Origin of the sequence: Bradyrhizobium sp. CIR18, from assembly GCF_014198295.1 — a bacterium.
GTDB lineage: Bacteria > Pseudomonadota > Alphaproteobacteria > Rhizobiales > Xanthobacteraceae > Bradyrhizobium.
The window spans coordinates 406,271-431,900 of sequence record NZ_JACIHF010000004.1; the positions used below are offsets into that span (position 1 = coordinate 406,271).

Annotated in this window: 23 protein-coding genes; 7 read left to right on the forward strand and 16 right to left on the reverse strand. The window is 65.5% G+C overall.

The genetic code is table 11. The features are described from left to right. Positions 1 to 16 precede the first annotated feature (16 nt). From GGD65_RS17685 to GGD65_RS17710, 6 genes are all read left to right on the forward strand, one after another. Complete coding sequence (locus GGD65_RS17685) at positions 17 to 1,411, forward strand: FAD-linked oxidase C-terminal domain-containing protein (RefSeq protein WP_183236060.1); 1,395 nt, start codon at positions 17 to 19, stop codon at positions 1,409 to 1,411. Then, complete coding sequence (locus GGD65_RS17690; RefSeq protein ID WP_183236061.1) at positions 1,408 to 2,931, forward strand: sugar ABC transporter ATP-binding protein; 1,524 nt, start codon at positions 1,408 to 1,410, stop codon at positions 2,929 to 2,931. Before GGD65_RS17685 ends, GGD65_RS17690 begins: the two co-directional genes overlap by 4 nt. Next, positions 2,924 to 3,874 (forward strand): ABC transporter permease, encoded by a 951-nt coding sequence (locus GGD65_RS17695; protein ID WP_092256105.1) that lies wholly within the window; start codon positions 2,924 to 2,926, stop codon positions 3,872 to 3,874. Before GGD65_RS17690 ends, GGD65_RS17695 begins: the two co-directional genes overlap by 8 nt. Continuing rightward, positions 3,871 to 4,848 (forward strand): ABC transporter permease, encoded by a 978-nt coding sequence (locus GGD65_RS17700; protein ID WP_179731282.1) that lies wholly within the window; start codon positions 3,871 to 3,873, stop codon positions 4,846 to 4,848. Before GGD65_RS17695 ends, GGD65_RS17700 begins: the two co-directional genes overlap by 4 nt. 44 nt (positions 4,849 to 4,892) lie before the next feature. After that, entirely contained in the window at positions 4,893 to 5,867 is a 975-nt protein-coding gene (locus GGD65_RS17705; protein WP_183236062.1) for a sugar ABC transporter substrate-binding protein, read from the forward strand. Between the two features lie 73 nt (positions 5,868 to 5,940). After that, the gene (locus tag GGD65_RS17710) at positions 5,941 to 6,228 is read left to right on the forward strand and encodes a YciI family protein (protein ID WP_091952730.1); all 288 of its coding nucleotides are present in this window, start codon (positions 5,941 to 5,943) and stop codon (positions 6,226 to 6,228) included. Between the two features lie 90 nt (positions 6,229 to 6,318). On the opposite strand, the gene GGD65_RS17715 is transcribed toward GGD65_RS17710, so the two are convergent. The 13 genes from GGD65_RS17715 to hydA form a co-directional block, all read right to left on the reverse strand. Next, positions 6,319 to 7,311 (reverse strand): ABC transporter ATP-binding protein, encoded by a 993-nt coding sequence (locus GGD65_RS17715; protein WP_028142478.1) that lies wholly within the window; start codon positions 7,309 to 7,311, stop codon positions 6,319 to 6,321. Further along, positions 7,308 to 8,297 carry an ABC transporter ATP-binding protein gene (locus tag GGD65_RS17720; protein WP_183236063.1) on the reverse strand — a complete coding sequence of 330 codons (990 nt, stop codon included), beginning with the start codon at positions 8,295 to 8,297 and terminating at the stop codon, positions 7,308 to 7,310. Before GGD65_RS17720 ends, GGD65_RS17715 begins: the two co-directional genes overlap by 4 nt. A 15-nt stretch (positions 8,298 to 8,312) precedes the next feature. Beyond that, positions 8,313 to 9,236 carry an ABC transporter permease gene (locus tag GGD65_RS17725; RefSeq protein ID WP_018315995.1) on the reverse strand — a complete coding sequence of 308 codons (924 nt, stop codon included), beginning with the start codon at positions 9,234 to 9,236 and terminating at the stop codon, positions 8,313 to 8,315. Beyond that, on the reverse strand, positions 9,233 to 10,174 hold the full coding sequence (locus GGD65_RS17730; RefSeq protein WP_183236064.1) for an ABC transporter permease: 942 nt from the start codon (positions 10,172 to 10,174) through the stop codon (positions 9,233 to 9,235). The genes GGD65_RS17725 and GGD65_RS17730 overlap by 4 nt, the downstream gene beginning before the upstream one ends. Positions 10,175 to 10,191: 17 nt before the next feature. Beyond that, entirely contained in the window at positions 10,192 to 11,793 is a 1,602-nt protein-coding gene (locus GGD65_RS17735) for an ABC transporter substrate-binding protein (protein ID WP_183236065.1), read from the reverse strand. A 141-nt stretch (positions 11,794 to 11,934) separates the two neighbouring features. Then, positions 11,935 to 13,605, reverse strand: a complete 1,671-nt coding sequence (locus tag GGD65_RS17740) for an ABC transporter ATP-binding protein (RefSeq protein ID WP_183236066.1) — start codon at positions 13,603 to 13,605, stop codon at positions 11,935 to 11,937. Continuing rightward, positions 13,602 to 14,450, reverse strand: a complete 849-nt coding sequence (locus GGD65_RS17745; protein WP_018315991.1) for an ABC transporter permease — start codon at positions 14,448 to 14,450, stop codon at positions 13,602 to 13,604. Before GGD65_RS17745 ends, GGD65_RS17740 begins: the two co-directional genes overlap by 4 nt. Continuing rightward, a complete protein-coding gene (locus GGD65_RS17750) occupies positions 14,447 to 15,481 on the reverse strand; it encodes an ABC transporter permease (RefSeq protein ID WP_183236067.1) in 1,035 nt (344 codons plus the stop codon). The genes GGD65_RS17745 and GGD65_RS17750 overlap by 4 nt, the downstream gene beginning before the upstream one ends. A gap of 28 nt (positions 15,482 to 15,509) precedes the next feature. Continuing rightward, positions 15,510 to 17,129 (reverse strand): ABC transporter substrate-binding protein, encoded by a 1,620-nt coding sequence (locus GGD65_RS17755; protein WP_183236068.1) that lies wholly within the window; start codon positions 17,127 to 17,129, stop codon positions 15,510 to 15,512. Positions 17,130 to 17,237: 108 nt separating this feature from the next. Further along, positions 17,238 to 18,674 carry an NAD(P)-binding domain-containing protein gene (locus GGD65_RS17760; protein WP_183236069.1) on the reverse strand — a complete coding sequence of 479 codons (1,437 nt, stop codon included), beginning with the start codon at positions 18,672 to 18,674 and terminating at the stop codon, positions 17,238 to 17,240. Next, positions 18,671 to 19,420: an SDR family oxidoreductase gene (locus tag GGD65_RS17765; RefSeq protein WP_183236141.1), complete on the reverse strand. Its 750-nt coding sequence runs from the start codon at positions 19,418 to 19,420 to the stop codon at positions 18,671 to 18,673. The genes GGD65_RS17760 and GGD65_RS17765 overlap by 4 nt, the downstream gene beginning before the upstream one ends. Before the next feature lies 1 nt (position 19,421). After that, positions 19,422 to 20,396, reverse strand: coding sequence for an NAD(P)-dependent oxidoreductase (locus GGD65_RS17770; RefSeq protein ID WP_183236070.1), 975 nt, complete (start codon positions 20,394 to 20,396; stop codon positions 19,422 to 19,424). Positions 20,397 to 20,412: 16 nt separating this feature from the next. Next, entirely contained in the window at positions 20,413 to 21,882 is a 1,470-nt protein-coding gene (gene hydA, locus GGD65_RS17775) for a dihydropyrimidinase (protein ID WP_183236071.1), read from the reverse strand. A gap of 56 nt (positions 21,883 to 21,938) precedes the next feature. Here hydA and GGD65_RS17780 point away from each other — a divergent pair, with 56 nt between their 5' ends. Further along, complete coding sequence (locus tag GGD65_RS17780; protein ID WP_018315984.1) at positions 21,939 to 22,601, forward strand: aspartate/glutamate racemase family protein; 663 nt, start codon at positions 21,939 to 21,941, stop codon at positions 22,599 to 22,601. Here GGD65_RS17780 and GGD65_RS17785 read toward each other — a convergent pair. The 3 genes from GGD65_RS17785 to GGD65_RS17795 all read right to left on the reverse strand — a co-directional run bounded on the left by GGD65_RS17785 (position 22,598) and on the right by GGD65_RS17795 (position 25,621). Next, complete coding sequence (locus GGD65_RS17785; protein ID WP_183236072.1) at positions 22,598 to 23,266, reverse strand: flavin reductase family protein; 669 nt, start codon at positions 23,264 to 23,266, stop codon at positions 22,598 to 22,600. The two genes, GGD65_RS17780 and GGD65_RS17785, sit on opposite strands and share 4 nt — an antisense overlap. Next, a complete protein-coding gene (locus tag GGD65_RS17790; protein WP_018315982.1) occupies positions 23,263 to 24,195 on the reverse strand; it encodes an N-carbamoyl-D-amino-acid hydrolase in 933 nt (310 codons plus the stop codon). The genes GGD65_RS17785 and GGD65_RS17790 overlap by 4 nt, the downstream gene beginning before the upstream one ends. Before the next feature lie 130 nt (positions 24,196 to 24,325). Then, positions 24,326 to 25,621 (reverse strand): aspartate aminotransferase family protein, encoded by a 1,296-nt coding sequence (locus GGD65_RS17795; RefSeq protein ID WP_183236073.1) that lies wholly within the window; start codon positions 25,619 to 25,621, stop codon positions 24,326 to 24,328. Between the last annotated feature and the right edge of the window lie 9 nt (positions 25,622 to 25,630).

Below are 25,630 nucleotides of genomic sequence, written 5' to 3' on the forward strand. Positions count from 1 at the left end.
CAGACGGGAGCTGAGGATGGGACCGCGGGTCAGCACGAGCATCTTGGCCGAGCGCCTCACGGGCATGATCGGCCCGCGCGCGAGCGTTGCGCGCGGCGTGCTCGATCAGCACGGGCAAAGCGAGTCGCACTATCGCAATTTGCCGCCCGACATCGTCGTCTTCCCTGAGACCACGCAGGAGGTCGCGGAGATCGTGAAGCTGTGCGCGAGCGCGGGCATGCCGATCGTTCCGTTCGGCGCCGGCACCTCGCTCGAAGGCAATGCGGCCTCGGTCGCCGGCGGCGTCTGCTTCGACTTCGCCCGCATGAACAAGGTGCTCAGCGTGCACGACAGCGACATGGATGTCGTGGTGCAGCCCGGCATCACCCGCAAGCAGCTGAATGCGGAGCTGCGCAATACCGGCCTGTTCTTCCCGATCGACCCCGGCGCCGACGCCTCGATCGGCGGCATGACCTCCACGCGCGCCTCCGGCACTATGGCGGTGCGCTATGGCACCATGAAGGACAATGTCATGGCGCTGGAAGTGGTCCTGGCCGATGGCCGCGTGATCCGGACCGCGAAGCGTGCGCGCAAGTCGGCCGCCGGTTATGACCTCACCCGCATGTTCGTCGGCGCGGAAGGCACGCTTGGCGTCATCACCGAGATCACGCTGAAGGTGCATCCGGTGCCACAGGCGATCTCGGCCGCGGTCTGCAGCTTCGACACACTCCATAATGCCGTCGACACCGCGATCTCCGTGATCCAGTCCGCGATCCCCGTCGCGCGCATCGAACTGCTCGACGACGTCATGATGCGCGGCATCAATGCCTACGCCAAGCTCGGCTATCGCGAAGCGCCCACCCTGTTCTTCGAATTCCACGGCTCCGAGAGTTCGGTCGCCGAGCAGGCCGAGGCCGCGCAGGCCATCGCCGCCGACCACGGCGGTCACGGCTTTGCCTGGGCGAAGGCCGCGGAAGACCGCAGCCGGCTCTGGCACGCCCGTGACAACACGCTCTATGCGGGCCTGGGCCTGCGGCCCGGCGCGCGGGCCGTGATCACCGATGTCTGCGTGCCGATCTCGCGGCTGGCGGAATGCCTGACCGAGACGCGGCGCGATGCCGACGAGCACGGCTTTACCGCGCCGATCGTTGGCCATGTCGGCGACGGCAATTTCCACATGCTGATCCTGATCGATCCGACAAAGCCGGAGGAGGCCGAAGGCGCCAAGGCGCTACAGGCCCGCATGGTCGCCCGCGCCATCGCCATGGACGGAACCTGCACCGGCGAGCATGGCATCGGGCTCGGCAAGATCGACTATCTCACCGATGAGCTCGGCGAAGCCGTCGACGTGATGCGATCCATCAAGACCGCGCTCGATCCGAATGGTCTGATGAATCCCGGAAAGATCTTTTCAGGCGGAGCCAAAGCATGAGCGACGCGCTCCCGATCGAGGTCACCTCGCCGACGCCGCTGCTGGAGCTGCGCGGCATCAGCAAGGAGTTCCCCGGCGTCAAGGCGCTGGATGACGTGTCCTTTGCCGTCTACCCCGGCGAAGTCCACATGCTGCTCGGCGAAAACGGCGCCGGCAAGTCGAGCCTGATGAAGGTGCTTTGCGGTGCCTACCGCGCTGACGCCGGTGAGTTCTACTACAAAGGCGAGAAGGTCGCGATCTCCTCGACGGCAGATGCGCAGAAGCTCGGCATTGCCGTGATCTTCCAGGAATTCTCGCTCGTCCCCTATCTCGATATCGCACAGAACATCTTCCTCGGCCGCGAGCCGAAAGGCCACATCCCCGGCACCATCGACCGCCGCAAGATCCTGGCTGACGCAAAGCGCGTGCTCGATACCATCGGCTTCGACATCGATCCCTCCACCATTGTCGACAAGCTCGGCGTCGCGCAGCAGCAGATGGTCGAGATCGCCAAGGCGATCAGCCAGGACGCCCGCATCCTCGTGATGGACGAGCCGACCGCGGCGCTGTCCGACCGCGAGACCGAGCTGCTGTTCGCCTTGATCGCGCGGCTGAAGGCCGACGGCGTGTCGATCGTCTACATCTCGCACCGGATGGCCGAGGTGTTCGCGCTTGGCGATCGCATTACCGTGCTGCGCGACGGCCGGCGCATCGACGGCGTCCGGCCCGCCGACGTTACGCCGGACCAACTGGTCCGCATGATGGTCGGCCGCAATGTCGACATGACCTATCCGCGCAACTTTGCCGACAAGCCCGGCGATCTGCTGCTAGAGGTCAAGGGTCTGACCGCCTCGACCGGCATCTCCGACATCAACATCGAGGTGCGCCGGGGCGAGATCGTCGGCCTATGCGGCCTGGTCGGCTCGGGCCGCAGCGAAGTCGCGCGCGCCATCTTCGGCGCCGATCCCGTCAGCGCCGGCGAGATCATCTTCGACGGCAAGACCATCTCCGGCGAGCCTGACCTCGCCGCCCGCCGGGGCATCGCGCTGATCCCGGAGAGCCGCAAGAGCGAGGGCCTCGCGCTGCTGCGCTCGGTGAGCGACAATCTGGTGGTCTCGGCGCTGCGAAGACTGTTCCCGAGCGGACTTTTCGATTCCCGTGGCGCGCAACGGACGTCCGACGGCCTGATCCGGCAATTGAGGATCGCAACGCCGAGCGCGCGGCAGACCGTCGGCCTGCTCTCGGGCGGCAACCAGCAGAAGGTCGTGATCGGCAAATGGCTGGCGGCCGGCTCAAAGCTCTTCATCTTCGACGAGCCGACGCGCGGCATCGACATCGGCGCCAAGTCCGAGATTTTTGCGCTGATCGACCGCCTGGTCGCGGAAGGCGCGGCGGCACTGATGATCTCGTCCGAGCAGGTCGAGATCTGCCATGTCTGCGACCGCGCCTATGTGATGCGCGAGGGGCGCATCGCCGGCCACTTGAACCGCAACGAACTGACCGAGGAAAACATCGTGCGATTGGGGATGCATCATGCGTGAGGCCGCGGTCGTTTCACAACCCAATCCGTTGCAACGCATTCCCGGCGTTGCCATCGTCCTGGTGCTCCTGATCACGCTGTTCAGCGTGATCGCGCCCGGCTTCCTGTCGGTCGCCAACCTCTCCAACGTGCTGGTGCAGTCGACCATCCTGACCATGCTCGCGCTGCCGATGACCCTAATCATCATGACCGAGGGGCTGGACCTCTCCATGGGCGCGGTGCTGACGCTGACCTCGCTCTGCGTCGCGATCGTGTCGCTGGCCACCAAATCGATGTTGCTGGGTTTCGGCGCCGGCCTGCTGGTCGGTGCGGCCTTCGGCGTCGCAAATGGCTGGCTAGTCGCCATCCTCGGCATTCCGCCCTTCGTCGCGACGCTGGGCACGCTTGGCATGGCCCAGGGCCTGTCGCTGATCGTCAGCGACGGCCAGAGCGTGGTCGGCATCCCCCACAGCGTCCGCGACATCTATTCGGCGACGCTGCTCGGCATTCCCGTGCCGATCGTGATGGCGCTCGTCACCTACGCTGCGTTCCACGGCCTGCTCTATCACACCCGCTTCGGTACCTACATCTTCGCGCTCGGCGGCAACCGCGAGGCGCTGCGCTATGCCGGCCTCTCGCCGAACAAGCTGCTGATCGCGGTCTACGCGCTCGGCGGCGCCATGGCCGGCATCGCGGGCCTGTTGATGACCGCGCGGATGAATTCCGGCCACCCGACCGCCGGCCTTGGCCTCGAATTCGATGCCATCGCCGCGGTCGCCGTCGGCGGCACCTCGTTCGAGCGCGGCAATGGCTGGCTGCTCGGTACCCTGCTCGGCGTCCTCTCCGTCGGCGTGTTGCGCAACGGGCTCAACCTGATCTCGCTGCCCTCCTCCGTGCAGGTCGCAAGCGTCGGCGTCCTCGTCATCGTCGCGCTGTTCCTCGATGGTCTCAGGAGCCGGGCATGACCGACATCACGAAAGACGCCATGATGCCGCCCCGCTCATTCCTGTCGCAGGACGCGATCCAGGTGTTCTATCGCCTGCTCGCAGCTCTCCTGATCTGCGCGGTGCTCGCCGTGCTCAGCGATTCCTTCCTCAGCCTCGGCAACATCCTCAATGTGCTGAGACAAGCAAGCCTGACCTTCTTCATCGCCTCCGGACTGACGCTGGTGGTGCTGACCGCCGGCCTCGATCTCTCCGTCGGCGCCAATGTTGCGCTGTCGGCCTGCATCGCCGGCACCGTGATCCACAAGACCGGTTCGCCCGCGCTCGGCATCCTCACCGGGCTTGCCTGCGGCGGCATCGTTGGCCTGCTCAATGGCATCATGGTCACCGCGCTGCGTATCCCCTCCTTCATCGCCACCTACGGCATGCTCTGGGTGCTGAACGGCCTCACCTACTGGTACATGGCGGGCGAGACCCTTCACGGCTTCCCCGCGGGCTTCCGCCAGATCGGCAGCGGCTATCTGTTCGGCCTGCCGATCCCGGTCTATCTGCTGCTGGTGTTCCTCGGGATCGGAACGCTGTTTGCGCAGCGGACGATCTGGGGCCAGGAGATCTATGCGATCGGCGCCAATCCGGTCGCGGCCCGCCTCTCCGGTATCCCGGTCGCGCGCCGCCTGCTGCTGGTCTATGCGGTCTCGGGCACCATGGCGGGCCTTGCATCGATCATCTTCCTGTCGCGGCTCAATTCGGCCGAGGCCGATATCGGCGAGAGCCTGACGCTGCCGGCGATCGCGGCCGTGCTGATCGGCGGCACCTCGCTGTTCGGCGGCGTCGGCACCGTGTTCGGCACCTTCATCGGGGCGCTGATCCTGACGCTGGTGCTGAACGGCATGAACCTGCTTTCGGTCAGCGCCAACTGGCAGCCGCTGGTCACCGGCATCATCGTCATTCTCGCGGTCTGGCTCGACATGAAGACCCGCCGCCGCGCGCAGTAAGTGTTTTTCGATATCCAACAAGCAAAACGAGGGATGGAGGCAATATGAGACAGAAACTGGGCTATCTGGCGCTGCCGTTGCTGATGGCGGCCGCGTTCACCACCGAGGCGCGCGCCGACGGCGAGACCATCGCCGTCTTCACCAAGAACCAGACCAACCCGTTCTTCCAGACGGTGCGCGTCGGCGCCGACAACATGGCGAAGACGCTGAACGCCAAGACGCTGCAATACATCCCGACCAAGCCGGATTCGATCCCGGAGCAGCTGAGCCAGATCGAGGATGTCGTGGTGAAGAAGCCGAGCGCGATCGTGTTCACGCCGGTCGACTACAAGGCGATGGTACCCGGGGTCGAGAAGATCAACGAAGCCAAGATCCCCGTCGTCAACATCACCGACCGTTCCGCGGGCGGCAAGTTCCTCTCCTTCGTCGGCGCCGACGATTACAGCCTCGGGCTGGAGACCGCGCGCTTCCTGCTCAAGACGCTCGGCGGCAAGGGCAACATCGTCATCATCGAGGGCGTCAAGGGTTCGCTGACCAATGTCGACCGGGTCCGCGGCTTCAACGACGCGCTGAAGGAGACCCCTGGTGCGAAGCTCCTGGCCTCGCAGCCGGGCAACTACCAGCGGCTCCAGGCGCTCCAGGTGATGGAGAATTTGATGCAGTCGAATTCGCAGATCGACGGCGTGCTGGCGGCCAACGACGCCATGGCGGTCGGCGCGATCGAGGCGCTCGACGGCGCCAACCGCAAGGCCCAGGTGATCGGCATCAACGGTACCAAGGAGGCCATCGACGCGATCAAGTCCGGCAAGCTGCTCGCGAGCGGCGACTACAACGGATTTGCCCAAGGCTGCCTCGGCACCATGATGGCGATCCGGTCCCTGCGCAATCAGCCGGTCATCAGCGAGATCGTGCTGAAGCCGACCGTCATCACCAAGGACAATTTTGGACCCTTCGACGTGCCGCTCGAGCAGCGGACCTGCCTGACCTTCGAGGATGCCGGCAAGCTCAGCGCGAAGTAAGCCCACCGATCACGTCCGGACGGCCGCCTCTCGCGGCCGTCCCAAGAACCAAAGTCAAGAAACGGAGACCACCATGCTGTTCGCCATTCACGCGGTCGACCGCGCCGGCGCGCTGCCGACCCGGCTCGCCAACTACGATGCCCACAAGGCGTTCCTGAGCGACACCTCGCGCTTCGGCGTCAAGATCGTGATGTCGGGGCCGCTCGTCTCCGACGATGGTCAAACCATGATCGGCAGCCTGTTCCTGATCGAGGCCCCCGGCCGTGACGACGTCGAGGCCTTCAACCGCGCCGACCCCTTTGCCGCGGCCGGCATCTGGGAAAAGGTCACGATCACGGGCTTCCTGCGCCGGCAGGGTTGAGGCCGGCCCCATCAAAAATGCGAAAACAACCCCATGCACAGTAGAATGGGGTTGTTTTTGCTGACGAATTTCCGGCGCGAATCTCACCCTTCAGCCGCTCGTCGCCACAGCTCCGTCTTCGAGATGACAGGCCACCCACTGCTCGGTCCCAACTGCGCGAAGCACCGGCTCTTCGACCCGGCAGCGATCGAAGACGAGCGGGCAGCGGGTGTGGAAGCGGCATCCCTTCGGCGGATTGATCGGGCTCGGCACGTCGCCCTTGAGGATGATGGGATTGCGCTGGGCGCCGGGCTCGGGGAGCGGCACCGCGGACAGCAGCGCTCTGGTGTAGGGATGCCTTGGCGCGGCAAAGATCTCTCGGCGCGGCGCTATCTCGACGATCTTGCCGAGATACATCACGGCCACGCGGTGGGTCATGTGCTCGACGATCGCGAGGTCGTGGCTGATGAACAGCAACGCGAGGCCGAACTCGCTCTGGAGATCCTGCAGCAAATTGACGATCTGCGCCTTGACCGAGACGTCGAGCGCCGAGACCGCCTCGTCGCACACGATCAGCTCGGGCTCGGCCGCGAGCGCGCGGGCGATGCCGATGCGCTGGCGCTGGCCGCCGGAGAACTCGTGCGGCCTGCGGTTCAGCGCCTCGCGCGGCAGGCGCACGGTGTCCATCAGAGAGGTGACGCGGACCTCGAGATCCTCGGCGGATTTGGCGAGGCCGAAATTCCGGATCGGTTCGGCCAGGATGTCGCGCACCCGCATGCGCGGATTGAGGCTGGAGAACGGGTCCTGGAACACCACCTGCACGCGCCGGCGCATCTGGCGCATCGTGCCCGGATGTGCGTCGTCGATACGCTGGCCGTCGAGGATGACCTGCCCTGCGGTGATGTCGAACAGCCGCAAAATGGCGCGCCCGACCGTCGACTTGCCGCAGCCGGACTCACCGACCAGCGACAGCGTCTCGCCGCGCGCGATCTCGAAGGAGACGCCATCGACCGCATAGACGAATTCGGACTTGCGGCCGAACAGGCCGGACTTGACCGGAAAGTGCTTCTTGAGGTCGTTGACCTGGAGCAGCGGAGGGCTCATGCCGCGACAGCTCCCTTGGCCGCGTAGTGGCAGGCGGCGACGTGACGAGGGCCTTTCTCTTCGAGCCCCGGCGCATATTGACGACAGAGATCGGTCGCAAGCGCGCAGCGGCCGGCAAAGACGCAGCCGGTGATCGGCTTTCTGAGATCGGGCACCTGCCCGGGAATTTCGGCGAGGCGTCTTGCCGTGCCCGTGAGCGACGAGCCGAGCCGCGGCACCGCGCCAAGCAGGCCCTGCGTGTAGGGATGCCGCGGCGCGCGGAACAGTTCGGCCACCGGCGCCTCCTCGACCTTGTGGCCCGCATACATCACCATGACGCGCTCGGCGATCTCGGCGACGACGCCGAGGTCGTGGGTGATCAAGATGATGGCGGCGCCGACCCGGCGCTTGAGGTCCAGCATCAGCTTCAGGATCTGCGCCTGAATCGTCACGTCGAGCGCGGTGGTCGGCTCGTCGGCAATGAGAAGCTTGGGATTGCAGGCCAGCGCAATGGCGATCATGACGCGCTGGCGCATGCCGCCGGAGAGCTGGTGCGGATATTCGCGCACGCGGCGTTTCGGCTCGGGGATGCCAACCAGCGTCAGCATCTCGATCGCGTGCGCCTCGGCGGCCTGCTTGTCCAGGCCCTGATGGATCATCAGTGTCTCGCGGATCTGCCGGCCGACGGTCAGCACCGGATTGAGGCTGGTCATCGGCTCCTGAAAGATCATCGAGATGTCGTTGCCGCGGATCGCGCGCATCTCGCGATCGGAGAGTTGCAGCAGGTCTCTCCCTGCAAAGCGGATCGCGCCTGCGATCCTGCCCGGCGGCTCCGGGATCAGCCGCATCAAGGACATCGATGTCACCGACTTGCCGCAGCCGGATTCACCGACGATGGCGAGCGTCTCGCCCTCGTTGACATGGAAGGACACCCCGTCCACCGCGCGGTTGATGCCGCCCGGGGTACGAAAGTGGGTCTGGAGGTTTTCGACTTCGAGCAGCGCCATCGCGATCAACCCCGGTCAGAGACGCTTGGCCATGCGCGGATCGAGCGCATCGCGGAGACCGTCCCCGAGTAGATTCACCGCAAGCACGGTGACCGAGAGGAAGGCCGCCGGAAAGAACACGATGTAGGGCTTGACCTGCCATAACGCGCGGCCCTCGGCCATGATGTTGCCCCAGGATGGAATGGTAGGCGGCGTGCCGGCGCCGATGAAGGACAGGATCGCTTCGGTGATCATGGCGCTGGCGCAGATGTAGGTCGCCTGCACCAGCATGGGCGCAAGCGTATTGGGCAGGATGTGGCGCAGGATGATCATCGGCGTGCGCGTGCCGCAGGCGATTGCGGCATCCACATAAGGCTGCTCGCGCAGCGACAGCACCACGCTGCGCACGAGCCTCGAAACGCGCGGGATCTCGGCAACGGTGATGGCGAGGATGACGTTGCCGACGCTCCCCCGCGTCAGCGCCATCAGCGCGATCGCCAGCAGGATCGGCGGGATCGACATCAAGCCGTCCATGAAGCGCATCAGAATGCCGTCGGCCCAGCGGATGAAGCCGGAGACCATGCCGATGGCCAGGCCGGCCACGGATGCGAAGATAGCGACCGACAGGCCGACCGTGAGCGAGACCCGCGCACCGAACAGTACGCGTGAATAGATGTCGCGGCCGAGTACGTCGGTGCCGAACCAGAAATCGGCCGACGGCGCCCGGGTGCGCTTGGCGGGGGCGAGCGCTGTCGGATCGACCGTCCAGAGATAGGGCGCAAAGATCGCGATCAGGACGAGCGCCAGCAGCAGCGCGCCGCCGATTGCGACCGTCGGATGGCCGCGCAAGAACCCGACGAAGCCGCGCCGGATCGTGACCGGCCGCAGGATTTCGGGCAGTTGTGGCGCAAGAACGAGCCCGGCCGGAAGCGATTGCGGATTGACGGTCGTGTCGGTCAATAGCGGATCCTCGGGTCAACGAGCGTATAAATGACGTCGATCATCAGATTGACGAGGACGTAGACGAAGCTGAACAGCAGGACGATGCCCTGGATGACGGGATAGTCGCGGCGCAGGATGGCATCGATCGTGAGCCGGCCTAGGCCGGGAATCGCGAACACGCTCTCGGTCACCACCGCGCCGCCGATCAGCAGCGCGATGCCGATCCCGATCACGGTCACGATCGGCACCGCCGCGTTCTTCAGCGCGTGAATGAACAGGATGCCGCCCTGCCCCAAGCCCTTGGCCTTGGCGGTGCGAATATAGTCCTGCTGCAAGACTTCGAGCATGGCGGCGCGCGTGATGCGCGCAACCAGGGCAATGTAGACGCAGCCGAGCGCGATCGCGGGCAGGATCAGGTTCTCGAGCCAGGGCCAGAAGCCTTGGTTGAGCGGCGTATAGCCCTGCACCGGCAGCCATTCGAGCTCGAGCGCGAAGATGTAGGCGAGCATGTAGCCGACCACGAAGACGGGCAGCGAGAAGCCGAACACGGCAAAGCCCATGATGACGCGGTCGATCAGGCTGCCGGCCTTCCAGGCCGCCACCACGCCGAGCGGCACCGCCACCACGATCGTGAGCAGCAGCGTGACGATCATCAGCGACAGCGTCGGTCCGAGGCGCTGTCCGATCATCGCCGAGACCGGCAAATTGGTGAAGATCGAGGTGCCGAGATCGCCGTGCAGGATACGCCAGACCCAGCTTCCGAACTGGACCAGGAAGGGGCGATCGAGACCGAGGCTCTGGCGGATGCGCTCCACATCCTCCGGGCTCGCCTGGTCGCCCGCGATCACCACGGCGGGATCGCCCGGCGCGATGTAGAGCAGGCTGAACACGAACAGCGCGACGATAGCCATGACCGGCAGGGTCGAGACGATGCGACGGAGGATGTAGGAGAGCATCTGGCCTCAACGCACGATCATGCAGACTTCGACACGCCCCAGAAGAACGGCAGCGGCCCCTTGGTGATGCCGGAGACGTTCTTGCGCCAGGCCGTGTAGGTCAGGAAGAAGCCGGTCGGCGCATAGACGACATCCTCGAGCGCGGCCTTGTTGACCCGCCCGATCGCCGCCTTCTCCTCCTCGAGATTCTTGGCGTCGAACCAGGTCGTGATCTCCTTCTCGGTATTCGGGCTATTGGGCCAGCCGAACCAGGCCTTCTCGCCATTGGCGCGGATGGCGGTGTAGGCGGCGGGCGTGATGCAGTCGGCGCCGGCATGCCAGCTGTGGAACATGTTCCAGCCACCCTGCCCGGGCGGCGTCTTCGCCGCGCGGCGCGAGCCGACCGTGCCCCAGTCCGTCGCGACGAAGTCGACATTCATGCCGAGCCGCTTCAGGAGATCCGCGGTGACGTCGCCTTGCGCCTTGGTGATCGGCTGATCCTGCGCCACGAGGCACGTCACCGGCTGGCCGGAATAGCCGCTCTCGGCCAGCAGCTTCTTGGCAGCATCGAGATCGCGCTTGCCCTTCAGGATCTCGCCACCCAACTCGCTGTAGAGCGGGGTGTCCGGCGTGAAGAAGCCGGGCAGCGCCTTCCACAATGCGTTGTCGTCGCCGACGATCGCGCGCATGTAGTCTTCCTGGCTCATGGCCATCAGCACCGCGCGCCGCGCCCGCACGTCATTGAACGGCGCGAACAGATGGTTCATGCGGAACGAGCCGATATTGCCGAGGGGATCGCCGATATCGACGCTGATGTTCTTGTTCTTCTTCAGCACGGGCACGAGATCGGCGATCGGGTTCTCCCACCAGTCGACCTCGCCGTTCTGCAGGGCGGCGGCCGCGGTGGCCGGATCAGGCATCACGATCCATTCGATGCGATCGAGCTGCATCTGCTTGCCGCCTGCGAGCCACGACGGCTTCTCCTGGCGCGGCACGTAGTCGGTGAACTTCTCGAACACCGCCTTGGCGCCTGGCACCCATTCGCCCTTGGCGAACTTCATCGGCCCGGAGCCGACATACTCGGTGATCTGCTTGAACGGATCCGTCTTGGCAATGCGCTCGGGCATGACGAAGGAGCACGGCGCGTTGTTCTTGGCGAGCGCGTAGAGCATTTTCGGGAAGGGCTGCTTCAAGACCCATTTGAAGGTGCGGTCGTCGACGACGGTCAATTCCTGCTGGTTGGCGAGGATCATCAGCCCCATCGGATCGCGCGCAGCCCAGCGCGACAGGCTCGCGACGACATCCTTGCTCAGCACCGGCTCGCCGTCGTGGAACTTGAGACCGGGGCGCAGCTTGAACGTCCAGATCTTGCCGTCGTCCGAAGTCTCCTCGGACTCGACCATCTGCCGCTGCGGCTGCAGCTGCGCGTCGATGCCGTAAAGCGTGTCCCAGACCAGCGCGGCGGCATTGCGCACGACATATTGCGTGCCCCAGATCGGATCGAAATTGGCGAGATTGGCTTGCGGCACGAAGCGGAGGGTGCGGGCTGATGCGCCCTGCGCGATCGCCGGGGCCGAGAGGCCCGTCAATGCCAGACCGCCCGCGCCAGCCAGTCCCTTCAATACGGTCCTGCGATCCATGAAGTCCTCCCGTTAATGCCGTGATGCCGGCCATCGTTGGCCAAGAGCAGGTGAAACCAGAACCCGTTGGCGTGCAAATGGTATGCCACTAACCGGACCTTCGCCAGCGGGATCTCAATGTCTTTTGGGCCGGCCCAAGCCTCACAGAGCTGCCGCCAGCATCTCGCCAGTCTCGATATGCGGGATGGCCTCGACCAGCTTGCGCGTGTAGTCCGTCTTCGGATTGTCGAACAGCGCCCGGCTCTCGCCCTGCTCGACGATTCCGCCATTGCGCAGCACGATGGTGCGGTCGCAGAGCATGCGCACCACGTTGAGATCGTGGCTGACGAACAGCAGCGCGATGTCGTTCTCGCGCCTGAGGCGGTCGAGCAGTTGCAGCACAACCGCCTGCACCGAGACGTCGAGCGCGGCCGTCGGCTCGTCCAGCACCAGCAGCCGCGGCCGGCAGGCGATGGCGCGGGCGATGCCGACGCGGGCCTTCTGGCCGCCGGAGAGCTGGTGCGGAAAGCGCGGCAACAGATCGAGCGGGAGCCCGACCCGCTCCGCACATTCTTCCACCCGTTCGCGCAGCGCCTCACCCGCCCGCATGCCGCCAAGCCGCATCAGGGGGTGGGCGATACAATCGAAGGCCGTAAAGCGCGGGTTGAGGCTCTCGTTCGGATCCTGGAACACCATCTGAATGTCTTTGCGCAAGGGCGAGCGGTGAAAGTCGCGCGAGGCCACGTGGCCGATCGAATGCCCGTCGAACACGATGTCGCCTTCGCTCTGGTCGATCAGCCGGCAGATCATCCGCGACGTCGTGCTCTTGCCGGACCCGGACTCGCCGACGAGCCCGACGCTCTCGCCGCCGGCCATCGTCATCGAGAAGTCGGCCACCGCAGCAGAGCCCTGGTCGAAACGCTTTGCCAGTTTTCGCACCTCCAGAAGTGGCGGCGTGCCGTGCGCGAGCTCCGCTCGGGGCTTGCCGACGACAGTCGCGTAGCGCTCCCGCTCCTCTTCCGTCACGAGATCTTCGATACGGGACGTCGCGGTCGGCGATGCCGCGACCAGGCGCCTGGTATAGGCATGCTGCGGCGCGCTGAAGAGTGTCCTGGGACTCGCTTCCTCGACGATGCGGCCACGTTCCATCACGGCAATACGGCGGCAATAGCGCGCAGCAAGCCCGAGATCGTGCGTGATCAGGATCGTGGCCATGCCGCGCGCGGCGGCGATATCTGCCAGGAGATCCATCACCACCTTCTGCGTGGTGACGTCGAGGCCGGTGGTCGGCTCGTCCGCGATCAGCAGCGCGGGATTGCAGGAGATCGCGATCGCGATCATGACGCGCTGGCACATGCCGCCGGAAAGCTCGTGCGGATAGGCGTTCATCCGCGCCTCGGGCTCACGGATCTGAACGGCGCGCAGCAGGTCCAGCGCCTCGCCCCGCGCGGCCTCTTTCGAGATGCGCTTATGGGTGAGGATCGCGTCCGCGATCTGCAAGCCGATCGCCCGGATCGGATTGAGCGCCGCCCGCGGGTTCTGGAAGATCATCGACATCGCGGCGCCCTGGAGCTGACGAAGGTCATCGCCCCTGAGCTTGGTCACGTCCTGCCCGCGAAACAGGATCTTGCCGCCGGTGACGCGGCCGGCCGTGTCGAGCAGCCGCATCGTGGCAAAGCCGGTCACCGACTTGCCCGAGCCGCTCTCGCCGACGAGGCCGAGCATCTCGCCCTTCTCGACCGTGAGCGTCACGCCGCGCACGGCCTCGACCATGCCGCGTCGCGTCGAGAACGCGACGTGGAGGTCGTCAATGCTGAGCAGCGCCTCGCTCATGTGCGCATGCGGGGGTCGAGAATGTCCCGCATCCCGTCCCCGAGGAGGTTGAAGCACAGCACGGCCATCATCAGCGCAAGCCCCGGAAATGCGACCAGCCACCAGCGCCCGGTCGAGATGAAGCGCGCACCTTCCGCGACCATGATGCCCCATTCCGGCGTCGGCGGCTTGACGCCCAGACCGATGAAGGACAGGCCCGCGGCGTTGAGAATGGCCCAGCCGAGGTTGAGGGAGATCTGCACCGCCATCGCCGGCAGGATGTTCGGCAGCAGGAAGCGCAGCACCACCGAGAAATGGCTCTCGCCGCAGGCCCGCGCTGCCTCGACCCAACCAACGTTGCGCCGGACATTGACCTCGGCCCGCGCGAAGCGGATGTAGAAGGGAAGATTGATGATCGCGGTTGCGATCACGATGTTCTCGATCCGGTTGCCGAGGGCTGCGACCATGGCCATCGCCAGCACGAACAGCGGAAAGGCCATCATCACGTCGACGAAGCGGCCGACGCCGCGATCGAGCCGGCCGCCGGCATAGCCACAGAACGAGCCGACCACAGCACCGATCGCGAAGGAGATGCCGACGGCCGAGACCGCAATGGCGAGATCAAGACGCGCGGCGATGATGAGACGGCTGAACACGTCTCGTCCGAGCTGGTCGGTCCCGGCAATGTGCGCCGCGCTCGGCGGCAGCAACGCCTCCGAGACGTTGGAGGCTACGGGATCGTAAGGCACGATCCACGGTCCGAAGATCGCAACCAGCACGAACAGGAGCACGCCGGTGGCGGCAACAGCGGTGAGCGGGTTGCCGCGCAGGATCCAGACCGAATGGCGGAGAGTTGCGCTGGTCATCCGATCGACACCCTGGGATCGGCGATGCCGTAGCAGATGTCCACGACCAGGTTGACCAGCACGAACAGGCTGGCCATCAGCAGCACAAAGCCCTGCACCGGCGCATAGTCGGAGGACAGCAGCGCATCGAGCGCATAGGAGGCGACGCCCGGCCAAGAGAACACCTTCTCTACCAGCACATTGGCGCCCAGCATGGTCGAGAACACGATGCCGGCAATGGTGATCACGGGCAGGATCGCATTGCGCAGCGCGTAGGTCACGACCACCTTGCGCCAGGACAACCCGACCGAGCGCGCGGTGCGCACGAAGTCGCTGCCGAGCGAGACCAGCATCGAGGCACGCGTGATCCGCGCCAGCGGCGCGATCACGAACAGCGCCATGCTCACCGCCGGCAGGATCAGCTGCTTGCAGGCCGCCCACCATCCCTCGAAATCACCGGCGAGCAGGAAGTCGATCGAGAGAAACCCGGTATGCTGCGGCGGCAGCGAAGTAAAAACGTCGATCCGCCCTGTCGGATCGGGTGCAAGGCCGAGCAGATAGTAGAAGACGTAGATCAGCAGCAGGCCCGACACGAAGGTCGGCACGCAGACGCCGAGCGCGCAGAACAGCCGGACGCCGTGATCGACGACCGAGCCCGGCTTCAAGGCCGCGACCACGCCGAGCGGCACCGCGGCGATCAGCGCGATCAGGAGCGCGGTGAAGGTAAGCTCGAGCGAGGCCGGCAGCCGCTCGCGCAGATCCTTCAGCACCGGCTGCCCGGTCATCATGGAGCGGCCGAGATTGCCGCGGCCGATGTCGGAGAGATAGAACACGAGCTGCTCCGGCACCGATTTGTCGAGCCCCATCTGCTTGCGGATCTGCTCGATCTCCTCCCTGCCGGCATTGGGCCCCGAGGCGAAGAACACCGCGGGGTCGCCGGGCAGGACGCGCATCAGGAGGAAAGTGAAGACCAGCACACCGAACAGCGCCGGCAGCGACGACAACAGCCGCCTGCCCGCCCGTACCATCGTTGCACCAAGTCCGGTCCTCACCTTCTAGAGCTCCTTTGGTCTGACGCTATCACTTGCGGCTGACATCGCGATAGTCGACCTGGCGGTGGAACTCGTAGGTGTAGCCCTCGATCGAGGACGCCATCACCGCATCCTGGTTCGGCTGCCACAGCATGATTTGCGGCATCAAATCGAAATGCATCGCGTTGAGCTTGCGGCCCGCTTCCTCGTACTTCGCCTTATCCGGCTCGAAGCGGGCTTCCTGCGCGATCGCGGCAAGGTCCGGGTTGTTGATCGAGCTGTAGTTCCAGCGCTGATTGCCGGTGTAGAAGTTGCGGTAGAAGTAGTCCGTGGACGGCAGCCATGCGACGATGCCTTCGGTGTAAAAGGGCAGCTTCTTCTCGTTGATCTGCGTCGACATCTGCGCATCGGGCAGCTTCTGGATGTCGACCTTGATCCCGATCTTGGCAAGCGACTCCTTGACCAGTGCCGCCATCGGCTCGGCGGTCGAGGCCTGGCCGACGTTGAAGCTGAAGGTGGTCGAGAAGCCTTCCGGCAGGCCGGCGGCCTTGAGATATTCCCTGGCCTTGTCGAGATCGATCTTGACGGGTTGCTGGAACGGATAGATGCCGTTCAGCGGCTTGCCGTCCGGCCAGCTCGCACCGAACAGCGGCGCGCCGCGGCCGAACAGAGCGGCCTTGAACATGTCGTCATAGGGCAGCGCAAAGGCGACGGCGCGGCGGACATTGACGTTATCGAAGGGCGGGATCTGGTTGTTCATCGAGACGAAGGTGATCGAATTGTATTGCGGGGTCGAGATCACCTTCAGCTTGCCCTTGGCCTCCAGCGACTGCACGTCGCTGGCCTGGAGATCGACCACGAGATCGGCATCGCCGCGCTCGACCAGATTGGCGCGCGTCGCCGGCTCCGGCACCGACTGGATGATCACGCGCTTGAAGAACGCCGGCTTGTCGGGCGAGCCACGATTCCAGGCCTCGTTGCGCTTGACGATCACCTGCTCGCCCGGCTTGAAGGTCTCGATCACATAAGCGCCGCTGCCGGCGGTGTGCTCCTTCAGCCAGGCGGTGGCCCAGGGATCATCCGCGGTCGCGTGCTCCTTCGCCACCTTCGAATTGATGATCATGGGATAGACGGTGGCGAGGTTCGGCAGCGCGAGCTTGTCGGGCTTGGGCAACGTCACCTCGATGGTGAGGGGATCAATCACCTTGAACTGATCGGCCGACGTCAACGAGCCCGTAAGCAGCTGCGCCTTGCCGAGGATCGGCGCGGTGACGCAGCGATCGAGCGACCATTTGACGTCCTCGGCAGTGACTGGCGAGCCATCCTGGAATTTTGCGTCCTTGCGCAGGCGGAAGGTCAGCTTCAGACCATCGGGACTGACGTCGTAGGATTCGGCGAGCTCGCCGGTGACCTTGTCGAGATCGAACACCCATTTGCCGTTGAGCTGCTTGCGGCCGAACGCCACCAGCCGGTCATAGGTGCTCATGCTCAGCGCGAACGATTCGCGCGTCGAGCCGGGGATGTTGGGATCGAGCGTGTTGACGGATGCGCCGGTGACATAGCGCAGCGTCTCCGCCCGGGTTTGCGCCTGCGAAGGCGCGGTGGCGATGAGCAACAGCGCGGTGGTGGCGAGCACGGACGACGCCAGCCTGAAAGACACAAAACGCATTGGTTTTTCCCTGAATTTCGAACGAGAACGCCAGCAAGGCAGGTTAAGAAAGAAGCAAGTTGCGCGCCAGTCTCGCAGAGGCGCATCGTCGCGGCGGCGCATGGATGATCATCGCACTTCTCCTATTTTTCCCGCCCTCCGCGTGACCACGGCCTGCGGCACGTCGTAGGCGCTGAGCGAGGCCCAGTGCCGCGCAACATCGGCGCGGAACAGGCCACGCGTCAGGCCGTGGACCAGCTTCGGCACGGCCGTCGTCATCGCCTTGATAGATGACCCCGACGGGCCGAAACTCATGGTCGAGGCGATGGCGAACAGATGGATGTCGGAGATCCACGGCGTCTCGCCCGGCACGCGCTCGGTGAAGGCGTAATCGTCGGCGAGATAGGGGAAGCGGCCGAGCCGCGCGTTGCGCTCGTTGTCCGGCGGCTGATAACGGTCGGCCCAGGTCGCGATATTGCCGGCAAAATTGGAGAGCTCACCGCGGCCGGTAAAGTTCATGTCGATGCCGGTGCCGCAGATGACGAAGTCCGCCGCGATGGCGCCAAGCGGCGTGTGCAATTCAATACCTTTTCCGGTCGCGCACGCGGCTTCGATCGGCGCGCCCTCGTGCAATGTGAAATTGGCGTGGCGCGCGCAGCGGTCGTAGGTCGCTTGCGGGAATCCTTCCCGCATTTCGAGAATCTTGCGCATGAAACGCCAGCGCCAGGCATCATCGAGATCGCTGAGGTGGCGCAGGAAGCCGCGGAAGGTCAGCCAGCGATAGGGCTGGATCACCTGGATCTGCGCGCGGCGACACAGCAGGTGCACCTCGCCCGCCCCCGCCTCTAGCGCAGTGGCCGCATTGTCGAACGCGGATGCGCCGGCCCCGATCACGGCGACGCGCTTGCCGCGAAGCTTTTCGAAATCGATCTCGTCGGCGACGGTTGCGACCGAGCGTGCCGGCAAATCGCGCAGCGGCTCTGGGATCATCCAGCCGCCCATGCCCTCCTGTCCCGTCGCCAGCACGATCTTGCGCGCATGGAGCGTCTCGACTTCTCCGGATCGTTTCACGATGGCGGCCAGCAGGCCATCGGCCGCCGGCGCAATCTCCAGAAGCTCGCAGCCGTTGCGCACAGGCAGGTCTATCGTGCGTCGCAGCCAAAGCAGATAGTCCGCCCAATGGCCGCGCTCGATCAGGCCAAGCCCCTGCCAGCTCTCCTTGCCGAAGCGGGCTTCATGCCAGGACTGATAGGTCAGGCTCGGGATATCGAGGTCGGGCCCCGTATAGTCCTTCGGGCTGCGCAAGGTCGGCATGCGGGCATAGGTCAGCCACGGGCCCTCCATCCCCTCCGCGGCCTTGTCGAGCAGCAGGATGTTGCTGACGCGGGAGCGCATTAGACCGAAGCCGATGGCCACGCCGGATTGGCCAGCGCCGACGATGAGCACATCCAGCGCGGGCTTGCCGTCCGGCCCCATCTTCGGTTCGAGCCAGGCGGCGCCGGGATGCGCGATCCTGGCGAGATCGGCGCGAATGCCCGCTTGGAGCTGTGTCAGCGCATCACTCATGCCGCGAGCCACCCCCCATCGACCACCATCACCGTGCCGGTCGTGAACGAGGATGCGTCGCTCGCCAGATGCAGCGCGGTCTGCGCGATCTCCTCGGCCACGCCGAACCGCTTCATGGCATGGCGGTTGCGGGAGGCTTCGCGCACCTCGTCGGCATTGGCATGCCGGGCAAAGCTGCGGCGAAGCATCGGCGTGTCGATCGCACCCGGCGCGATGGCGTTGACGCGGATGCCGTCGGTGGCGAAATCCACCGCCATCGTCCGCGTCAGGCTGACGATGGCGCCCTTGGCGGCAATGTACGCGCTGTTGCCCTTGCCGCCGGCGATGGCGAGTTGCGAGGCCAGCGTGATGATTGAGCCGCTGTTCTGCCTCTGCATCTGCGGCACCGCAGCCCGCGCCCACAGCCAGGTGCCACCGACATTGGTGCGGAACACGGCATCCCAATCGTCCGGATCCGTGGTCAGCACCGTGCCGCCGACGGAAAATCCGGCCGCCGTCATCAGGATGTCGAGCCGGCCGTGCCGAGAGACGACGTCGCTTACGACAGTCTCGGCGAATGCGGCATCGCCGACGTCGCCGATATGCGTCGTGGCCTCGCCCACCAAGCGCAACGTCTCTTCAAGCCCCGCGGCGTCGCGATCGACCAGAGCGAGATGCGCGCCCTCCTCCGCGAACAGATTTGCGCTGGCCCGGCCGATGCCCGAGCCCGCTCCGGTGATGATGGCCGTGCGCCCCTGCAGCCGCATGTCAGATCCCATCCTTGTGCTGCATCCACCAGGCGCTCATCGCAGCGGCCGACTCCTCGCAGCCGAACCGGGCGCGCCAGCCGAACTCATCGGCCATCCGCTCGACCGACAGCGGCGCCCGATCCCCGCCGTGGAGCTTGATGACGGTTCTTTCTCCCGGCGCGGCCAGCCGGCATTGCAGCCCGGGATGCAACGCCGCAAAGGCCTCGCCCCATTGCAGCGCCGACCAGGCCGCACCGCTGGAGATGTTGTAGAGCCGGTGGCGCGGCCGCTCGGCCTCGATCAGCACCGCCACCGCTTCGGCGGCGTCGGGCGCGTAGGTCCAATCCTTGGTGCCCGGCGCGGGAAGGAGCGCCGGCTCACCGCGGGCGAACTCGGCGAGAATCTGGAACTGGAGGCTTGGCGTATCGCGCACTGAGCCGGGTCGCTCCCACGGACCGAACACGGCACTCAAGCGGACACTGAGGAAGTCGCCGCCAAAGAGCTCGGCATGGCGTGCCACGGAGCGCTCCGAGGTGAACTTGCTGATGGCGTAGAACAAGACGGGATCGCAGGGCGTTTCCTCGTCGAGCACCTGACAGCGCTGGCCCGCAGCGCCGTAAGCCGATGCCGACGAGAGATTGACGACGCGGCGAACACCATGGCGGATCGCGGCTTGCAGGATCGGAATCTGCGCCATCACGTTGATCTCGAGAACGCGCGCCGGCGATGCGCGTTCGAGGTCATCGCCCGCGGTGACCGCAGCGCCGAGCACGATCGCATCGCAGCCCCCGGCGATGAGGGCCTCGATGGCCTCGGCGTCGGTGATGTCGCCCTGAACGACCTTGAGCCGCTCGCGACGATCGGCCAGCGATCGCTGCGCAGTCTTCGGCAGCGGCGCGCGATCATACAGCATCACCTCGTGCCCGCGCGCGAGCAGCACCTCGGCGAGGTTGAGGCCGACAAAGCCGGTGCCGCCGAAGATGACGATCTTCATCGCGCGCGATCCACGATCACAGCAGTTTGGCCCCGAAATTCCGTTCCGGATCCATGTCGGCGACCAGCCGGCCCGTCGGCTTCGCCGCCTCGCCGCCGCTGCGCGCCAGGAATTTTCCGCTGCCGGCGCTCGCGAGGCACTTGTCGCCGTCGACGATCACGCGGCCGCGCGACAGCACCGACACCGGCCAGCCCTTCAGCTTGCGGCCCGCGAACGGCGTGTAGCCGGCGAGGTCGTGCATCATCTCGTCGGCGATCACGGTCTCTCGGTTGGGATCCCAGATCGCGATATCGGCATCGGCGCCGACCGCGATCGAGCCCTTGCGCGGGTGCAGATTGTAGATCTTGGCGGGCGCGGTCGAGGTCAGCTCGACGAACTTTTCCAGGCCCAGCCGCCCCTTCGAGACCATCGCGTCGAACAGCAGCGGCAGCCGCAGCTCCAGTCCCGGCAGGCCGTTCGCGACCTGCTTGAAATTTGGATTAGGGCCGGCGCGCAGCTTGCCGGTCTCGTCAAAGCGATAGGGCGCGTGATCCGACGAGATGGTCTGGAGATCGCCGAGCGACAGCGACTGCCACAGCGCCTCCTGGTCCGCATGCGTGCGCGGTGGCGGGCTGCACATCCATTTGGCGCCTTCGGCGCCGGGCTTGTCGAGATCGGCGGCGGTGAGGAACAGATATTGCGGACAAGTCTCGGCAAAGACCTTGAGCCCCTGCCCGCGGGAGTCGCGGATCACCCGGGCGCCTTCGGCGGTCGAGACATGGAAGATCATGATCGGCTGGTCGATCAGCGCCGCCATGCCGATCAGCCGGGTGAAAGCTTCCGCTTCCGACACACGGGCATGACTGACGGCATGGTATTTCGGCATGGTGTAGCCGCGCGCGAGCAGCCGCTTGACCATCCAGGCGATGATGCCGTGGTTCTCGGCATGGGCGCACAGCATCGCGCCGGACTCGCGCGCCGCGAGCAGGATGTCGAGCAACGGCTCGTCGTCGACCTTGAGCCGGTCATAGGTCATGAAGATCTTGATCGAGGCGTGGCCCTGCTTCACCAGCGCGGGAATGTGCTCTTCGACCGTCTCCTTGGTCGCGTCCGCAATGATCATGTGAAAGGCGTAGTCGATCACGGCGCCCTTCTTCGCCAGCGCGTGATAATCCTGCACCACCTGCGGCAATTTCATGCCGACATGCTGGGCGGCGAACGGGATCACCGTGGTGGTGCCGCCGAAGGCGGCAGAGACCGTCGCGCTCTCGAACGTGTCGGCATTCATGATGCCGGCGGCCGACAGCTGCTCGATATGGGCGTGGCTGTCGACGCCGCCAGGCAGCACCAACTTGCCGCGCGCATCGATCTCGCGCCTGGCCGCCGGAAGTCCGCGGCCGATCGCCGCGATGGTCTCGCCGGAGATGGCAACGTCAGCCTCGAAGACATCGGTGGTGGTGGCGACGCGTCCGCCGCGGATGATCAGGTCGTAGGTGGGTTCAGTCATGAGGCACTCCGTGATAGGCTTTGGGCAAATGATCTCCGTTTCGTAGGAAGACCATCATGTCCCGGCCACGCATTCTCGTCATCAATCCGAACTCCAACCCTGCAGTCACGCAAGGGCTGGAGGAGGCCTTGAGGCCGCTCGGTTTCGAGGGTGGGCCGGAACTGGTCTGCCAGTCGCTGGCAGAGGGTCCGTTCGGCATTGAGAGCCAGGCCGACGTCGACGGCGTCGCGATGCCGCTGCGACGGCTGGTGGAAAGCGACAACAGCTCTTCGGCCTTCGTCATCGCCTGCTATAGCGATCCCGGCCTTCAGGTCTGCCGCGAAGGCACGGAACGGCCGGTATTCGGCATTGCCGAGTGCGGCGTGCTGACCGCGCTGGCCCGCGCCGAAACGTTCGGCGTCATCGCCATCGCGCAGCGCTCGATCCCGCGCCACATGCGCTATCTCAGGCAGATGGGATTGACCGATCGCCTCGCCGGCGAGCGGCCGCTCAACATGAGCGTCGCGGAGACCGCCTCGGGCGACGGAACACTGGCGAAGATGATCGAAATCGGCCGTGCGCTGCGCGACCAGGACGGCGCCCGCGCCATCGTGATGGGCTGCGCCGGCATGGCGCGCCATCGCCGCCCGCTCGAAGACGCGCTGGGCATTCCCGTGATCGACCCGACACAGGCGGCGGTCACGATGGCGCTGGGCACGGTGCAGTTCTCGGCTCACTAGGCGTCCTTCAGCTCATTGGCGTCCTGCCGCGCCCGCCATTGCGCGTGGCTCTCGCGCGTCAGCGAAAAAACATCCCGTTGGGTCGTGTAGAGATTGCCGAACATGCGGCCGATCGGCCGGTAAGCGTCGAGATCGACATACATGTTGGCCTCGTCGACCAGGCCCTCACGGGCGTGAACCCTGAGCACCTCGCCAACCAGCAGTTCCCGGTCGGGCGAAAAGGTCAGCACGACGTGGCGCCGGCATTCGAGCGCGAAGGGTGCAGCGGCGAGGCGCGGCACTTTCACATCGACGGAGGGAAGCGTCGCAAGCCCGGTCGCCGCGACCTCGCTGTCGCCCGAAGGGAAATCGACCGCGCAATCGTTCATCGCGACCGACAGCGCCTCGTCCACCATGTGCACGACGAACTCGCCGCCGCGATGGATGTTGCGGGTGGTATCCTTCGGCGAGTGATCCGGCTTGTGCTGAAGACCGAGCACGACCAGCGCGGGGCTCTCGGAAAACACATTGAAGAAGCTGAACGGGGCCGCATTGACCGCCCCGTTCTCGTCCAATGTCGTCACCAGCGCGATCGGCCGCGGCACGATTACGCCGCAGAGCAGCTTGTAGCGATCGCGCGGATCAAGCTCGCGCACGGAAATGCCATTATCCGACATCGGCGTCATTTCTCCGGCGGCGGCACCGCGCCGGTTTGGCTGGTGATCAGGCCGTAATGCTCGATCCGGCGATGCTGCGCGAAATTGAAGATCGTGGTCTTGCCGAAATTCGTGGCATCGAGATCGCAGGGATGGAGCAGGAGCTCATCGTCCTCCGTCCTGGCTTCAGTAACGATCTCGCCGTTGGGATCGACGATCAGGCTGCCGCCGAACAGCGGGTGGCCATCCTCATTGCCGGCCTTGGCCACCGCGACCACCCAGGTCGAATTCTGATAGGCGCCGGCCTGCACGGAAAGGCGGTTGTGAAACAGGCGCTTCTCGACGCCCTCCTCGCTTCGCTCCGCGTTGACGGAGGGCGTGTTGTAGCCGATCAGCACCATCTCGACTCCCTGCAGGCCCATCACGCGATAAGTCTCCGGCCAGCGCCGATCGTTGCATATGGCCATGCCGATGATGCCACCCAGCTCACGCCAGACGTTGAAGCCGAGATCGCCCGGCTCGAAATAGCGTTTCTCCAGATGCTGGTGCGAGCGCTTGGTGTCGTACTCCACATGGCCCGGCAGATGGACCTTGCGATATTTGCCGACGATCTTGCCGGACTTGTCGGTCAGGATCGCCGTGTTGAAATGATGGCCGTCCGGTGTCAGCTCCGCATAGCCGAAGTTCATCGCCATCTGGTGCTGCGCTGCGCGCTCGAATAGCGTCTTCGTCGCCGCGTTCGGCATCTCACGCTCGAACCAGATGTCGAACTCGGCGCGGTCCTCCGCGTACCAGCGCGGAAAGAATGTGGTCAGCGCCAGTTCCGGATAGACGATCAAATCGGCGCCCTTGCTCTTGGCTTCGTCCATCAGCGCGATCATGCGCTTGACCACGACCTCGCGACTGTCGGCCTTCTGGATCGGACCCATCTGGGCGGCGGCAACATTGACGATACGCATCAGCGATTTCCTGGTGATCTCTTGGACGACGTGAAAGCTTCAACGAATTGCCGGCGCATGCAGCATAACGCGGCATCGCCGAAGGTTTCCAGCCGGATGGGCCGGACAGTTTTTGTGGCGTGATCGGCGCTCATCGGTGCTCCTCGTCGGCAACATCGAGGCCATGATCGAGCGCGTCCAGAAGCTGGTCGGCCTCGTGCTCCGAAATGACGAGCGGCGGTGCCAGGAACAGCGAAACCTGCTCGCCGCTGGTTCCGATCACCGCGCCGGCTTCCAGCGCCCGCGTCGCGACGCGCGAGGCGATCGGCACTTCCGTGGTGTCGGCGTGCCAGGAGCGCCAGTCCGGTCCGTGCAGCTCCACCGTCCAGTGCAACCCCTGCCCCGCCACGCGCTGGACGCTGGGATGTTTCTGCGCGATCGCGAGCAGGCGGCGGCTGAACAGCTCTTCGAGGCTCTTCACATGCTCGAGAATCTTCTCTTCGCTGATGACCTTCAGGTAAGCGCTGACGGCGGCCATGCTGATCGGGTGGCCCCGCAAGGTGCCGTAATTCTGCCAGCTCGTGCCATTCAACCGCTCGACGATCTCTTTCGACACCACGACCGCCGCCACTGCGGCCGCGCCGCCGCCGAGTGACTTTCCGAGCGTCACGATATCGGGGCGACTTTCGGCGCCCTGAAACGCGAACCAGCGCCCGGCGCGGCCCGCGCCGGTGACGACCTCGTCGGCGATCCAGTATGAGCCCGCTTGTCGCGCGCAGCGCGCCACCTCGTCCTGATAGGCGCCGTCGTAATAGATGCCGCCCTGGGTGTAGTCGATGATCGTCGCGGCGGCATCCGACAGCAGACGCGTGGCGTCGGCCAGATACTCGCGCGGCGGCTTGTTGCTGGCCGGCCCGCCGTAGATCGCGCCATCCGGCGCCGGCAGGATTCGCACCGGCGCCATCGGCGCCGGCAGCCTGGAGCCGCCGGAGTGCACCGCAAGGCCGCCATGCCATTGCGGCTGCACGGTCATGCTGCGCGACAGGCCCGTGATGCCGTGATAGGCACGCTCACGCGTCGCTAGCGCCGAGCGCTGCGTCAAGGCCTGGCAGAGCGACAGCGCCATGTCGTTGGCCTCGCTGCCGCTGATGCAGAATCGCACTGCGCCGACCCAATCCTCCTCGCCGGCAAAGGCGATGGCCATCAGATCGTCGGCGGCCTGCTCGCGGCCGACCCAGGTCCAGCCCTCGTTGACCACGGGCGTATCCGCCGCGCGGCGGATCGCCTCCACCATCGCGGGATGACGGTGACCGAGACCGCCGCCGGTGTTGCTGCCGTCGATGAGCTTGCGGCCGTCCGCAAGATGAAAATAGACGCCCTCGCCGCCGACCACGGCCATAGGCGCGCTCTCGCCCGCGTTCAGTCCGGTTCGCAATAATTTGCTCATCGCAATCCT